Genomic DNA, 12,984 nt, shown 5'->3' on the forward strand with positions numbered 1-12,984 from the left:
GTTCCACTCGTTAATACCGTCGTACATCCACCCGCAACGGTCCATCACGCAAGGCGGCTCCAGGGGAGGGCTCAGGCAGCCGCGGTGGATACCGGGCGGGGCGCGGTAGGGGGGTGCCGTGCCCAGCGGCCGTACTCAGTCGAGTCGGCCGCCGTGCGGCCAGTTGCGCCAGCTCATCCAGCCGGCTCGGCGTGCCATGCCGTCATGGCCGGGGTGAGAACCCCCCTTTCGAACCGGACCTTTATCCGGACTGCCCGGGGGCGGGCCGTCCACCGGACGAGAGGGAAAAGACTCATGAGTTCAGTTCTGCCTTCCTCGATCAGATCGACCGCCGAAGAGACCGAAGTCGCTCGAATGGAGAGCGAATACCGACCGATCTCTTCGCATCTCGCGATAGCGCCGCCGGTAAGTGTCGTGATCCCCGCCATGAACGAGGCGGAGAATCTTCCCTATGTGTTCAAGACCCTGCCCGACTGGATTCATGAGGTCGTGCTCGTGGACGGGAATTCCACCGACGACACGATCAGGGTGGCCCGTGAGCTGCGCCCTGACGTCGTGGTCGTCAAGCAGGTCGGCAAGGGCAAGGGTGACGCCCTGATCAGCGGCTTCGCCGCCTGCACCGGTGAGATCATCGTGATGGTCGACGCGGACGGTTCGGCGGACGGCGAGGAGATCGTCAGCTACGTCTCGGCCCTGGTCGGCGGCGCCGACTTCGCCAAGGGCTCCCGCTTCGCCAACGGGGGCGGAACGGACGACATGACGCCGGTCCGCAAGTTCGGCAACTGGGCGCTGTGCACCGTCGTCAACCGCAAGTTCGGGGCCCGCTACACCGACCTCTGCTACGGCTACAACGCCTTCTGGAAGCACTGCCTGGACAGGATCACCCTGGACTGCACGGGCTTCGAGATCGAGACGCTGATGAACATCCGGGTGGTCAAGGCCGGGCTCAGGGTCCAGGAGGTCCCGAGTCACGAGTACAACCGGATCCACGGCGTGAGCAACCTCAGTGCCGTGCGCGACGGGATCCGGGTGCTCAAGGTGATCCTCACGGAGAAGCGCGTGCGCCGCGGCGGGCGCCGGGCGGCCGCCGTGCCCGCGGTCATCGGCCGGGGACGGGTGCTGTGAACCTGCGCGACTTCTCCGTGGTCATCTGCGTGTACACCGAGGACCGCTGGGAGGACATCCTCGCGGCCGTCGGCTCGGTACGTGCGCAGTCCCTGCCGGCCCGGGAGATCCTGCTGGTGGTGGACCACAACCCGGCGCTGCTGGAGCGGCTGGGCAAGGAGTACGGGCAGCCGGGGCGGTCCGGGGCGGTGCGGGTGCTCGCGAACGCGGGCCCCCGCGGCCTCTCGGCCGGCCGCAACACCGGCATCGCCGCGGCCCGCGGGGAGATCGTCGCGTTCCTCGACGACGACGCCGTGGCCGAGGAGGACTGGCTGCGCCACTTCGACAAGGGCTACGACGATCCGCGGGTGATGGCCGTCGGCGGGCGGACCGTGCCCGCCTGGTCGTCGGGCCGCAGGCCTGCCTGGTTTCCCGAGGAGTTCGACTGGGTCGTCGGGTGTACGTACAGGGGGCTGCCGCCCGGCACGGTCCGGGTCCGCAACGTCCTCGGGGGCAACGCGTCGTTCCGGCGCACGGCGTTCGACGCCGCGGGCGGCTTCGCCACCGGCATCGGGCGGGACGGAGACAAGCGGCCGCTGGGCGGTGAGGAGACGGAACTCTGCATCCGGCTGGCCCGTGCGCTGCCCCGCGCGGTCCTGCTGATCGACGACCGCGCGGTGATCCACCACAAGGTCCCCGCGGTACGGGAGCGGTTCCGCTACTTCCGTACCCGCTGCTACGCCGAGGGGCTCTCCAAGGCACTCGTGTCCCGGAGCGTCGGCGCGGGCAAGGGCCTCGAGTCCGAGCGCCGCTACACCACCCGGGTGCTTCCGGCCGGGGTGGTGCGGGGTGTGCGGGACGCGTTGCTCGGCAGGTCGGGAGGCGCCGGCCGGGCGGGCGCCGTCGTGACCGGTGTGCTGGCAGCCGCGGGCGGCTACGCCGTGGGGAGCGTCCGGTCGCGGGGCAGCGGGGCGGCGTTCTCCGTACCGGCCGTCGAACGGCACCCGGACGCGGAGGACGCCTGCGCCCCGGGCCGCGACGTGCGGGGTGAGCCGTCGTGAGCGTGGCCGTACCGATCCTCATGTACCACGCCGTGGGTCACCGTCCGGCCGCCGCCGCGTACGGACTCTCCGTGTCGCCCGGCGCGTTCCGGGCGCAGATGGAGACCCTCGCCGGGCGAGGCTTCACCCCGCTCACCACGGCGGCACTCGGCGAGGGCTGGCGCTCCGGGCGGCCCCTGCCGTCCCGGCCCGTGCTGATCACCTTCGACGACGGTTACGAGGGGGTGCACCGGCACGCCCTGCCGGTGCTGGCCGAACACGGCTTCGCCGCCACCGTCTTCGTCTCCACCGGATGGCTGCGCGGTGCGTACGACGAGGGCGGCGCCCCGGACACCATGCTCGACTGGGGCCAGGTACGGGAACTCACGGCGGCGGGTGTGGAGATCGGCGGCCACAGCCACACCCATCCCCAGCTCGACCAGCTCGACGACGCGCGGCTGCGGGCCGAGACCGTGCGCTGCCGGGAGATCATCGCCGGTGAACTGGGCGCTCGCCCGGCCTCCTTCGCCTATCCCTACGGCTACTCCAGCCGCCGGGTGCGACAGGCGGTTCGGGCGGCGGGCTTCGCGCAGTCACTCGCCGTGGGCAACGCCCTGGCACACCGCCGGCAGGGGCCGTACGCCCTGGAACGGGTGACGGTCCGCCGCAGCACCGGTACCGCCGAGTTCGCACGACTGGTCGAGGGCCGGGCGGTCACCCGCACCTTCGCCGTGGACCGGACGCTCACGAAGGGGTTCGCGGTCGTACGCGGCGTGCGCCGGGTGCGCCGCCGGTTCGGCGGCTCGGCCGGATGAGCGCGGCCCCGGTCGGCGCGTCCTCGCGGGGCTCGCGCTGACCGGTGGCTTCCTCGTGGTGCCGGGCGGCGATGCCCCGTTCGAACGGATCACTCGCGGTGAGGCCGAAGCTGTCGCGTACGTGGAGGGGCTTCCCGGCGGACCGGGGCGGCTGTTGTGGCTGAGCGACGGCAGCGGGGCCGGGGCCGGGCCCGCACTCTCCCCCGGCATCCTGCGTCCGACGGCCGCGCCCCGCGATCCGGTCCTGGTGGGCGGACTGGTCGCCGCGCTGCGGGAGGCGGGCCCGCAGGCGTATCTGATGGCCGGTCACCGTCAGGCGGAGTACCTGCGGCTCACCGCGGGGCACTCCGCGTCGTGGGAGCGGCGGCTGGTCCGCAGTCTCGACGCCCGGCCCGATCCGGTGCGCGTCCTGTCGAACGACGACGCGCATCTGTACGCGCTGCGCGGGACGGGTGGCGGCCCGCCCCGGTCCCGGTCGCGACGGGTGACTTCGAGGGGCGCGCGCCGCGCTGACCTCGGGGGAGGCCGCGCCGGGGTGCCGTGTGCACCGGCCGGGAGCAGCTCGCGAAACCTGGGTGCACGGGGTGCCGCCGTGCCGGATCATGGGCGCCATGTCTGCCAACCCTGAGTCCGCTCTGCCGATCCGGCTCACCGTCGACGACAGCGATTCGCCGTCCGACGTCGTCGACGCGCTGTTCCTCGGGCGCTTCGCGACGGGCGAGCAGCCGTACTCGCACAGTTCCTCCCTCGATCGTGTGAAGTCGGGGGCGACCCTGCTGCCGCCGGCGGCCACGGTGCTGCGGGCCGCCCGGGACGACGACCGCAGTGCCACGCTCGCCGAGGGTGACGGATGGACCCTGCTGATCTCGCGGTGGAACCGGGGCGCGGACGTGACTGTCACGGCCACCAGCCCCGAGCTCGCGGAGAAGGTACTGGGGCAGGCGACGGACGGTGCGAAGGACGAACCGGAGCCCCAGCCCGAGAACGTGACGATGGGGTTCTGGTACGTGTCCCCGCGTCGCGGCCCGCACCGCACCACCCGGCAGATCGCCGCCGGGACGTGGGACGAGGTGCGCACCAACTACACGGCTCCGGTGGCCGATGCCATGGACCGGCTGATGAAGGTCACTCCGGACGACATCTCCGGCCGACTGCTCCTGCTGCACGGCCCTCCGGGCACGGGCAAGACCTCCGCGCTGCGCACGCTGGCCCGGTCGTGGCGCGACTGGTGCCAGGTCGACTGCGTGCTGGATCCGGAGCGGCTCTTCAACGACGTCGGCTATCTGATGGACATCGCGATCGGTGAGGACGACGGCTCGGCGAAGGGCCGGTGGCGGCTGCTGCTCCTGGAGGACTGCGACGAGCTGATCCGCGGCGAGGCCAAGCACACGGCGGGCCAGGCGCTGTCCCGGCTGCTGAACCTGACGGACGGTCTGCTGGGCCAGGGGCGCAACGTCCTGGTGGGGGTGACGACCAACGAGGACCTGGAGCGGCTGCACCCCGCGGTCGTCAGGCCGGGCCGCTGCCTGGCCCGGATCGAGGTGGGCTCGCTGACCCGGGCGGAGTCGGTGTCCTGGCTGGGTACGGAGGAGGGCCTGGGCCGGGAGGGTGCGACGCTCGCCGAGCTGTACTCGCTGCGGCGTGGCAGCGTTCCCCCCTCCGTGCCGAAGCAGGACGCGAGGGCGGACGAGGGCCTGTACCTCTGAGCACCCCACGTCTCCGGGCCTCCGCGGCTCAGGGTTCCTGCGTCTCCAGGCCCTCGCGGCTCAGGGCTCCTGGGTTCACTGACCGTAGGCGGCCCGCACGGCGTCCTCGGCCAGCGAGAGTGCCTCGGCCCGCGACAGACCGAGGCGCCTGGCCCGGTCGGCGTACTCCTGCGCCGCCGTCGCGGCCTTCCGCGCCGCAGCGTCACCCGCGGCGGCGATGAACGTGCCGTTGCGGCCGCGGGTCTCGATCACTCCGTCGGCCTCCAGCGCCCGGTAGGCCTTGGCGACGGTGTTGGCGGCGAGGCCCAGTTCCTCGGCGAGGCCGCGTACGGTCGGCAGCCGGTAGCCGACGGGCAGGGCGCCGGACCTGGCCTGCTCGGACAGCTGGGTGCGCAGCTGCTCGTACGGGGCGGTGGCGGAATCCGGATCAATGGCGATCGTCAGGGTCACGGGCCGATTCTCCCGCACCGGCCGCCCGCCGCCGCCAACCAGGTGACCGGTCCGGGGGTGCCCCCCCGGAAATTCGGAGGCGGGGTGCCTCGGGCTCCGCGTACCGTCCGGCCCATGACGGTGATCGTTCGTGACTTCCGGCCGGCCGACGCGGGGACCTGGGTGCAGGTGCGGCGGGCGGCCCTGCCCTACATGGTGACGACTCCGGAGCAGGTCCTGCGTGACCTGGCCGACGCCCATCCCGACAAGCACTTCCGGCTGCTGGTCGCCGAGGAGGACGGCGAGCTGATCGGGACCGCGCAGGTCGGTATCGCCTACGAGACCCCGGAACCGGGCCAGGGGTTCTGCAATCCGTACACCCGTCCGGACAGGATGGGGCGCGGGGCGGGTTCGCTCCTGGTGCGGACCGCCGAGGAGTATCTGGCCGGCGTCGGTGCGGTCGCCGTCCACACGTGGGTGCTCGACGCACCGGCCAACCGGGCGTTCGCGGAGAAGCGCGGCTACGTGGCGGGCCGTCCGGCCCACTTCCTCCATCTCGATCTGGCGAACCGCACACTGCCTCCGCTCGGGAAGGCCTCGACAGGCGTGGAGTTGCTCACCGCCGCCGACTTCGAGGACGACCCGCGCCCGCTGTTCGAGGCGGACGCCGAGACGACCGCGGACGAGCCGAGCGACACCCCGTCCGAACTCACCGACTACGAGGACTGGCTGAGGACGACCTGGCACCGGCCCGGCTTCGACCACGACCTCACTTCGGTGGTGGTGGCGGACGGTGCGGTGGCGGCGTTCAGCGTGGCGGAGACCGACGGTCTGACCCGCTACTGGTCGGGCATGACCGGCACCCGGCGCGCCTTCCGCGGCCGGGGTCTGGCGAAGCTCGCGAAGAACGACTCGCTGCACCGGGCGCGGGCCGCCGGGTACACGGACGCCTACACCGGCAACGACGCCGGGAACGGCCCGATGCTGGCGATCAACACATGGTTCGGCTACGAGATCTGCGCCACGGAGGTACGGCATGTCCACCGTCTCACCTGAGAACGCCCTGTTCGTCACCTTGGTCAAGGCGGGCAGCACCAAGATCCGGTACCCGGCGGACCTCGTCCGGGACGACAGCACCCGCATCACGGTCCGGGCCCCCTGGGCGGCCCCGCACACCCGGGACTTCGGCTTCGTACGGTTCGAGCCGGGCGACGTCTTCACCGAGCACTACTGGCGCGACCGGTGGTTCGCGGTGAAGGAGGTCCGCACCGGCGGCGGGGAGCTCAAGGGCTGGTACTGCGACATCACCAGGCCTGCCGTACTGCGGGACGCCGAACTCCTGGTCGAGGACCTGGATCTCGACCTGTGGGTGTCGGCGGACGGCTCGTCCGTGCTGCGGCTGGACGAGGACGAGTTCGAGGAGAGCGGCCTGGCCGACCGGGACCCGGTGGCGGCCGAGGCCGCCGTGCGGGCGCTGGACGACTTGGAACAGCTGGCCCGCACCGGAGGCCTGGCGGAACTCCTGAGCTAGAACCCTTCGGATCGGGCCGGATCAGGGAGCGACCAGCTCGACCTCGTACCCCGCGGCGTTCTCCAGGTACGCCGCGTAGTGCCCGCTGCCGCCCGCGTACGGATGGCGGTCCGGGAAGAGCAGCCGCCAGCCGTGCCCGGGTGCGCGTGCCACCAGCGCGTCGAGCGTGGCACGGTCCCGGACGTGGAAGGCCAGGTGGTTCAGGCCGGGGCGCAGCCTGTCGTGCGTGTCGCCGGACAGGTCCGGTGACTGCGCGACCACCAGGTAGCTCCCGCCGCGCCGCCAGCTGAGGCCCTGCGCCCAGCGCTGGTACGGGACATGGCCCAGCTCGCCCAGCAGCCAGCCCCACTCCGCCTCGGCCGCCGCCAGGTCGGGCACCCACAGCTCGATGTGGTGGACACGGCCGGTGGGGGCCACGGAGACCGGCAGCGGTACGGCGCGCCGTTCCGCGTCCGGCGCGTACCCGATCGGGTCACCGTCCTCGTGCCAGTGGACCAGGAAGCGCTCCTCGGCCAGGTACCCGTCGAGGCCGGCACGGCAGTACGCCACCATGTCGTCCGGCAGCGAGTCCAGCGGGTACCAGCCGAGCTCGGAGCACTTCTCCGGTTCGGCGTTGCGGGGCGGCCTGGCCGGGTCGTACTCCGCCTCGAAGAACCAGCCCATCCTGGGACTGCCTCCGGGCCCCCGGTGCTGCATGACCAGGGCCACCCGCAGCTCGTCCGGATCCAGGACGACGCCGATCTCCTCGGCCGTCTCCCTGATCATCGCCTCCCGGACGTCCTCCCCGTCCTCCGCATGGCCGGAGGGGGCGTGGAGCAGCCCGTCCGCGTATCCCGTGCCCGCCCGCCGGGCGAGCAGTACATCGGGTCCGCGGCGCAGGATCAGATGGACGTCGACGACCTCCGTGTGCCGGTGTGCCGGCTCGGCGCGGGCCACCAGGGCGTACCTCTCGTCGTCGACCACCCTGCCCCAGAGCCGGGCGTCGCCGGAGAGCGGCTCGTGGTGGATGCGCTCCGTGTGCGGGGCGAGCAGTCCGGTGAGACGGGCCGCGGAGAGTCCCACGCCGCCCCACACGCCTTCGATCAGCACCAGCCGGCCGCCCGGCTTCAGCAGCGTGAACCAGTGCCGCAGTGCCGCTGCGGGGTCGGGCAGCAGCCACACCGTGTGCCGGGCCAGGATCACGTCGAACCGCTGCTTGCCGACGGGGGGTTGCCCCGCGTCGCCCACGAGCACCTCGGTGCCGGTACCGGCGAGCTTGGCCCGCGCCTGCTCGGCCATGCGCGGCGAGCGGTCGACGGCGGTGACCCGGTGCCCCTGCCCGGCGACGAGGAGCGCCAGGCTTCCCGTACCGCACCCGAGATCGAGCACCTCGGAGCGCGCCGTGGGCAGCCAGCTCTCCAGCCGCTGCGCCCAGGCGTGGCGTATCGCGGGATCGAGGAGCCCGTGGTCGGGCTCCTCGTCGAAGGAGTCGGCAGCGGCGTCCCAGTCGATCGTGGTCATACCCGCGATCCTCTCAGCCGCCGCCGACAGCACCCGCTACTTCTGCGCCTGCCCTGCGCCTCACCAGCAGCCTCGTCACCGGCTTCCTCACCAGCGGCCACACCAGGACGAGCAGGACAATCGCGTACACCGTCACGGCGAACGGGGTGTTGACCAGACCGGTGGCACTGCCGTCGCTGATCTGCAGTGCGCGGCGCACCTGCTGTTCGGCGGCCGGGCCGAGGATGACGGCGATGATCGCGGGGAGCACCGGCAGTCCGTACCTCCGCATTCCGAAGTACTTCGCGGAGACGGGGCGGGCCGAGGTGTCGTTGCGGTACGGGGGACGGGGCGGCCGGAGCGGCGCTACCGGGCGGTGTCCTGAGCCGCTCGACGTACAGGTGTCCTGAGCCGCTCGCCGTACAGGTGTCCTGAGTCGCTCGACGTATAGGTGTCCTGTTCACGCATCGCTCGGCCCCCGGCCATACGTTGCGCGTGAGCATGACATCAACTCCCGGCAGCGTGTCCGAGGTTGGCGCAGAGCAACCGAGGAGGACCCGTGGTCGCGATGTCCGTGTCCCGCAGGCAGATGTTCGGATTCGGCGGGGCCGCAGCCGCCGCGGTGATGCTCGGGACGGGGGCGTGGGACGCGCAGTCCGCGTTCGCCGCGCCCGCCCTGAAGGGTGACCCGTTCACCCTGGGTGTCGCGTCGGGCGAACCCACGTCGGACGGGGTCGTTCTCTGGACGCGTCTCGCTCCCGACCCGTTCGCCCAGGACGGCCTCGGCGGCATGCCTGCCACACCCGTCCGTGTTCAGTACGAGGTGGCGCTCGACGAGCGGTTCCGCCGGGTCGTACGGCGCGGCAGCGTGATCGCGACTCCTGAACTGGCGCACTCCGTCCACCCCGAGGTCGACGGCCTCGCCCCCGACCGCGTGTACTGGTTCCGCTTCCGGGCCGGCACCGCCGTCTCCCCCGTCGGACGTACGCGCACCGCTCCGGCGCCCTGGGACTCCCCCCGTCGGCTGAAGTTCGCCTTCGCGTCCTGCCAGGCGTGGCAGGACGGCTACTTCACCGCGTACCACCACATGGCGCAGGAGGACCTGGACCTGGTGGTGCACCTCGGTGACTACCTGTACGAGTCCGGCGTCAGGACGAACAGGCGCGGCGTTACCACCGACCCCAGGTTCCACACGGAGACCCTCGACCTGGCGCGCTACCGGCTGCAGTACGGCCTCTACAAGTCCGAGGCCCCGCTGCGCGAGGCGCACGCCAACTTCCCCTGGATCATGACCTTCGACGACCACGAGGTGGAGAACAACTGGGCCGACGAGGTCTCCGAGAACAACGAGAACCCCGAGACCTTCCTGAAGCGCCGGGCCGACGCGTTCCAGGCCCTGTACGAGCACGCGCCGCTGCGCCGCACCCAGCTGCCGAACGGCCCGGACGTACAGATGTACCGCAGGCTCTCCTACGGGCGGCTCGCCGACTTCACCATGCTCGACACCCGCCAGTACCGTGACGACCAGCCGTGCGGTGACGGTACGTCCGCGGACTGCGCCGAGCGCTTCGACCCGGCCCGGACCCTGCTCGGTGCCCGGCAGCGGGACTGGGTCCTCAAGGGCTTCAGCCGCTCGTCCGCCCGCTGGCAGATCCTCGGCAACCAGGCCCCGATGGGCCAGACCGACCAGGACCCGGGTCCCGGCACGACGGTCTGGATGGACCCGTGGGACGGCTATGTCACCGAGCGCAACCGGCTGCTGGCCGAGGCCGACACCCGCGGGGTGCGCAACCTGGTCGTCATCACGGGCGACCGGCACCAGAACTACGCGTGGGACCTGAAGCGCGACTACGCCGATCCGGCCTCGGCGACCGTCGGTTCGGAGTTCGTGGGCACTTCGGTCACCAGCGGCGGCGACGGCGCGGACATGACGCCGCAGGGCGAGACGTTCCTCGCGGCGAACCCGCACATGAAGTTCTTCAACAGCCAGCGCGGCTACGTGCGGGTCACGGTGGACCGTGAGCGGTGGACGAGCGACTTCCGCGTCCTGCCCTTCGTGACGAAGCCGGACGCGCCGATCAGTACGCGTGCGAGCGTGGTCGTGGAGGACAAGGTGCCCGGCGTGCAGATCTGACCGAAGGTCATCGGTACTGTCGCACACCCCCGTTACGGCACCGTTGAGGCCCGGCCGGTCCGTCCGACACCACAGGACGGACCGGTCGGGAGTCGGTTACGGCGTCACAGCATTTCCGCCGAAGGTCACGGCGAGGCTGCCGTCCGTGGCGAACGACCAGTCCAGGGCACCGGCGTAGTCGGAGCACCGGGACCCGTTGGTACCGGTCCAGAACTGGTTCGAACCGTCGACGTCACCGATGGTCCGGTCGTTCGTCCCGTCGCCGCTACGGCAGGACACGTTGTCCTGGAACACCGAAGTGCCGTCGTCGAACTGGAAGTTGCGCTCGGCGTTGTCGATGCTGACGTTGCCCGACACCGACATGTGCCCGGGGTTGCTGTTGTAGGTGAACCCGTGCTTGCCGTTGTCGTAGGCGATACTGCGCCGGACGACGTGGTCGACCTCGATGTCGTCGCCGCCGAGCTTGTAGCCGTTCCGGTCGCCGTTCGAGTCCTGACTGCCGTCACTCAGGGTGCCGTTGCCGTAGGCGAGGGAGTCCTCGATGGTCACCGCGCCGATCGGCCCCGTCTCCGACTTGGTGTAGAGGTCCCAGCCGTCGTCGATGTTGTTGTGGGACACGGCGTAGCGGAAGACGTTTCCGGGGCCGACGGTGAGCTTCGCGGCGAAGCCGTCGGCGTCCTCACCGTCGGAGTCCGCGTTGTCGTGCGACTCCGCGCTCAGGATGAGGTTGTTGGACGGCCACTCGTCGCTGGGGGTGGTGGAGAGGATCCGTGAGAGCTGCAGACCCGTGTCGCGGTTGAACCGCGTCACGGTGCGCTCGATGATGTTGTTGCTGCCACCGACGAAGATCCCGTTGTCACCGGCGTGCTCGACGACGATTCCGTTCACGTGCCAGAACGACCCGTTCACGGCGAGCCCGCGGTTCGTCGTCTCCTCGGCCATGGCCGAGAAGTTCAGGACCGGGGTCTCACCCGGGTAGGCGGACAGCTCCGTGCGGTCGCCCGAGGTGCCGTCGTTGCCCTGCGGGATGGTGACCGTCTGCGAGTACTCGTAGGTCCCACCGCGCAGGTAGACCGTCCCGCCGGGAGTGACGCGGCTGATGGCCGAGGTGAGCGTCGTGGGGTCCGACTCGGTTCCGGCGGCGCTGTCGGTGCCGTGGGGCGACACATACAGCTCGGTGCCCGCGGCGTGCACCGCGTTGCCGGACAGCGCGACAAGCATGCCGGCCAGCAGGCTGACGCATGCGATGACAGGTCTCAGATGCATCGTGTCTCCAGGTTGGTCGACTCGTCCGACCATGGGGGGAAGGAGGAGAGCGCGAGACGAAAGCGCTTTCTGCTGACGCTAGAGTGTTTGCCGTGGACGCGTCAACGGTCTCGTCCTTGTTTCTTGTTCACGAACATGAACGAAACTTCGGTCCGTACGGTGCGGCGCCCTCACCGCTCCCCCGCCCCCGAAGCACCTCGCCCGCCCGCTTCCTGAGGCCTCTCTTAGCGGTCCCTTAAGCCCGCCATAACGATGGCCACCTGCGGCTTTCCACGGCTGGATCCGCCCTGGACGGCGGCTAGTTTGCTGATCACCGGGACGGGGTCCGTTCCGTCGGTGCGGCATTCGTACGGGGGGCCGCACCGGCGTTCGGCCCTGTGCCGTCCCCTCACAGACGCGTCCGTCGAAGGAGAACCGCCACCATGGCCGCCATCAAGACCGCTCGCCGCAGGCTCGCCCCGATCGTCGCGCTCGGCATCGCTCCGCTCGCGCTGACCGGGCTGTCCGCCGCCCCGGCGGCCGCCCACGGTTCGCTGACCGACCCGGTGAGCCGGGTCTCGGCCTGTTTCGCGGAGGGGCCGGAGAGCCCGAAGTCCGCGGCGTGCCAGGCTGCGGTCGCGGCGGGCGGCACCCAGGCGCTGTACGACTGGAACGGTGTGAACATCGCCAACGCGGCGGGCAAGCACCGTGAGCTGATCCCGGACGGCAAGCTGTGCAGCGCGGGCAACGACAAGTTCAAGGGGCTCGACCTGCCGCGCGCGGACTGGCCGTCCACTCCGATGAAGGCGGGCAGCCACACCTTCCGGTTCCGGGCGACCGCGCCGCACAAGGGTTCCTTCGAGCTGTACCTCACCAAGGCCGGCTACGACCCCTCACAGCCGCTGAAGTGGTCGGACCTCCAGGAGAAGCCGTTCGCCGAGGCGACCGACCCGAAGCTGGAGAACGGTTCGTACGTCTTCGACGGCACCGTGCCGCAGGCCTCGGGGCGGCAGTTGGTCTACACCGTCTGGCAGCGTTCGGACTCCCCCGAGGCGTTCTACGCCTGCTCCGACGTGGTCTTCGGTGGCGAGGGGACCGGCAGCGGTTCCGTTGCCGCCGTCCCGGCCCCTGCCGCCTCCGCCCCGTCGGACCAGGACATCGACGAGGGCGCCGACAAGTCGTCCGTCGAGCACAACGGGCATGGTGACAGCGACGCCGCGACGGGCGCGAAGGTCACCGAGGCGGCCCCGGCCGACGGGGGCAGGAGCGAGGACGCGAACGAGGACGGGGCCAACGCTCCGGAGCCGAACAGCGCCGCCGCTCCGGCCGGCGCCGCGGACGAGACTCTCGCCGAGACCGGTGGCAGCGGCAGCACCACGTACCTGGCGATCGGCGGAGCCGCCGCGCTGGCGATCGGCGCGAGCGCCCTGTTCGCCTCGGTCCGCCGCCGGGCAGCCACCGGCTCGCACCGGGGCTGACCGCTCACGGCCGGGTCCCCCGC

12 protein-coding genes and 1 pseudogene are annotated in these 12,984 nt (G+C 71.4%); 9 read left to right on the forward strand and 4 right to left on the reverse strand.

Translation table 11 applies throughout. The features are described from left to right. Positions 1 to 354: 354 nt before the first annotated feature. From OG844_RS07525 to OG844_RS07545, 5 genes are read left to right on the forward strand one after another with little or no spacing between them, the layout of a single operon-like run. Positions 355 to 1,125, forward strand: a complete 771-nt coding sequence (locus tag OG844_RS07525; RefSeq protein WP_406396038.1) for a glycosyltransferase family 2 protein — start codon at positions 355 to 357, stop codon at positions 1,123 to 1,125. After that, positions 1,122 to 2,165 (forward strand): glycosyltransferase, encoded by a 1,044-nt coding sequence (locus OG844_RS07530; protein WP_406388996.1) that lies wholly within the window; start codon positions 1,122 to 1,124, stop codon positions 2,163 to 2,165. The genes OG844_RS07525 and OG844_RS07530 overlap by 4 nt, the downstream gene beginning before the upstream one ends. A 20-nt stretch (positions 2,166 to 2,185) precedes the next feature. Continuing rightward, positions 2,186 to 2,959, forward strand: coding sequence for a polysaccharide deacetylase family protein (locus OG844_RS07535; protein WP_406396039.1), 774 nt, complete (start codon positions 2,186 to 2,188; stop codon positions 2,957 to 2,959). A gap of 58 nt (positions 2,960 to 3,017) precedes the next feature. Next, entirely contained in the window at positions 3,018 to 3,587 is a 570-nt protein-coding gene (locus OG844_RS07540; RefSeq protein WP_406388998.1) for a hypothetical protein, read from the forward strand. Beyond that, positions 3,571 to 4,665 (forward strand): DUF5925 domain-containing protein, encoded by a 1,095-nt coding sequence (locus OG844_RS07545; protein ID WP_406389000.1) that lies wholly within the window; start codon positions 3,571 to 3,573, stop codon positions 4,663 to 4,665. Before OG844_RS07540 ends, OG844_RS07545 begins: the two co-directional genes overlap by 17 nt. Positions 4,666 to 4,740: 75 nt before the next feature. Here OG844_RS07545 and OG844_RS07550 read toward each other — a convergent pair whose 3' ends face one another. Continuing rightward, positions 4,741 to 5,115: a GntR family transcriptional regulator gene (locus tag OG844_RS07550; RefSeq protein ID WP_351179308.1), complete on the reverse strand. Its 375-nt coding sequence runs from the start codon at positions 5,113 to 5,115 to the stop codon at positions 4,741 to 4,743. A gap of 114 nt (positions 5,116 to 5,229) precedes the next feature. Here OG844_RS07550 and OG844_RS07555 point away from each other — a divergent pair, with 114 nt between their 5' ends. Both OG844_RS07555 and OG844_RS07560 read left to right on the forward strand, forming a co-directional pair. Continuing rightward, entirely contained in the window at positions 5,230 to 6,150 is a 921-nt protein-coding gene (locus tag OG844_RS07555; protein WP_406389002.1) for a GNAT family N-acetyltransferase, read from the forward strand. Next, positions 6,131 to 6,625, forward strand: a complete 495-nt coding sequence (locus OG844_RS07560) for a DUF402 domain-containing protein (RefSeq protein ID WP_406389004.1) — start codon at positions 6,131 to 6,133, stop codon at positions 6,623 to 6,625. The genes OG844_RS07555 and OG844_RS07560 overlap by 20 nt, the downstream gene beginning before the upstream one ends. A 21-nt stretch (positions 6,626 to 6,646) precedes the next feature. On the opposite strand, the gene OG844_RS07565 is transcribed toward OG844_RS07560, so the two are convergent. Both OG844_RS07565 and OG844_RS07570 read right to left on the reverse strand, forming a co-directional pair. Then, on the reverse strand, positions 6,647 to 8,125 hold the full coding sequence (locus OG844_RS07565) for a trifunctional class I SAM-dependent methyltransferase/NUDIX hydrolase/VOC family protein (RefSeq protein ID WP_406389006.1): 1,479 nt from the start codon (positions 8,123 to 8,125) through the stop codon (positions 6,647 to 6,649). A gap of 13 nt (positions 8,126 to 8,138) precedes the next feature. Further along, positions 8,139 to 8,402, reverse strand: a pseudogene (locus tag OG844_RS07570) (tripartite tricarboxylate transporter permease); the annotation flags it as partial. 261 nt (positions 8,403 to 8,663) lie between these two features. Here OG844_RS07570 and OG844_RS07575 point away from each other — a divergent pair. Then, a complete protein-coding gene (locus tag OG844_RS07575; protein ID WP_406389008.1) occupies positions 8,664 to 10,238 on the forward strand; it encodes an alkaline phosphatase D family protein in 1,575 nt (524 codons plus the stop codon). Positions 10,239 to 10,334: 96 nt separating this feature from the next. On the opposite strand, the gene OG844_RS07580 is transcribed toward OG844_RS07575, so the two are convergent. After that, positions 10,335 to 11,504 carry a right-handed parallel beta-helix repeat-containing protein gene (locus OG844_RS07580; RefSeq protein WP_406389010.1) on the reverse strand — a complete coding sequence of 390 codons (1,170 nt, stop codon included), beginning with the start codon at positions 11,502 to 11,504 and terminating at the stop codon, positions 10,335 to 10,337. 422 nt (positions 11,505 to 11,926) lie between these two features. Here OG844_RS07580 and OG844_RS07585 point away from each other — a divergent pair, with 422 nt between their 5' ends. Further along, the gene (locus tag OG844_RS07585) at positions 11,927 to 12,961 is read left to right on the forward strand and encodes a lytic polysaccharide monooxygenase (RefSeq protein ID WP_406389012.1); all 1,035 of its coding nucleotides are present in this window, start codon (positions 11,927 to 11,929) and stop codon (positions 12,959 to 12,961) included. The last annotated feature ends 23 nt before the right edge of the window (positions 12,962 to 12,984 follow it).

The organism is Streptomyces sp. NBC_00887, assembly GCF_045207585.1.

What these genes read in the sequence shown, in the direction of transcription:
- OG844_RS07525 (WP_406396038.1), top strand. Translation starts at nt 355, where the DNA reads ATGGAGAGCGAATACCGACCGATCTCTTCGCATCTCGCGATAGCGCCG.
- OG844_RS07535 (WP_406396039.1), top strand. Translation starts at nt 2,186, where the DNA reads ATGTACCACGCCGTGGGTCACCGTCCGGCCGCCGCCGCGTACGGACTC.
- OG844_RS07545 (WP_406389000.1), top strand. Translation starts at nt 3,571, where the DNA reads ATGTCTGCCAACCCTGAGTCCGCTCTGCCGATCCGGCTCACCGTCGAC.
- OG844_RS07555 (WP_406389002.1), top strand. Translation starts at nt 5,230, where the DNA reads ATGACGGTGATCGTTCGTGACTTCCGGCCGGCCGACGCGGGGACCTGG.
- OG844_RS07560 (WP_406389004.1), top strand. Translation starts at nt 6,131, where the DNA reads ATGTCCACCGTCTCACCTGAGAACGCCCTGTTCGTCACCTTGGTCAAG.
- OG844_RS07565 (WP_406389006.1), bottom strand. Translation starts at nt 8,125, where the DNA reads ATGACCACGATCGACTGGGACGCCGCTGCCGACTCCTTCGACGAGGAG.
- OG844_RS07580 (WP_406389010.1), bottom strand. Translation starts at nt 11,504, where the DNA reads ATGCATCTGAGACCTGTCATCGCATGCGTCAGCCTGCTGGCCGGCATG.
- OG844_RS07585 (WP_406389012.1), top strand. Translation starts at nt 11,927, where the DNA reads ATGGCCGCCATCAAGACCGCTCGCCGCAGGCTCGCCCCGATCGTCGCG.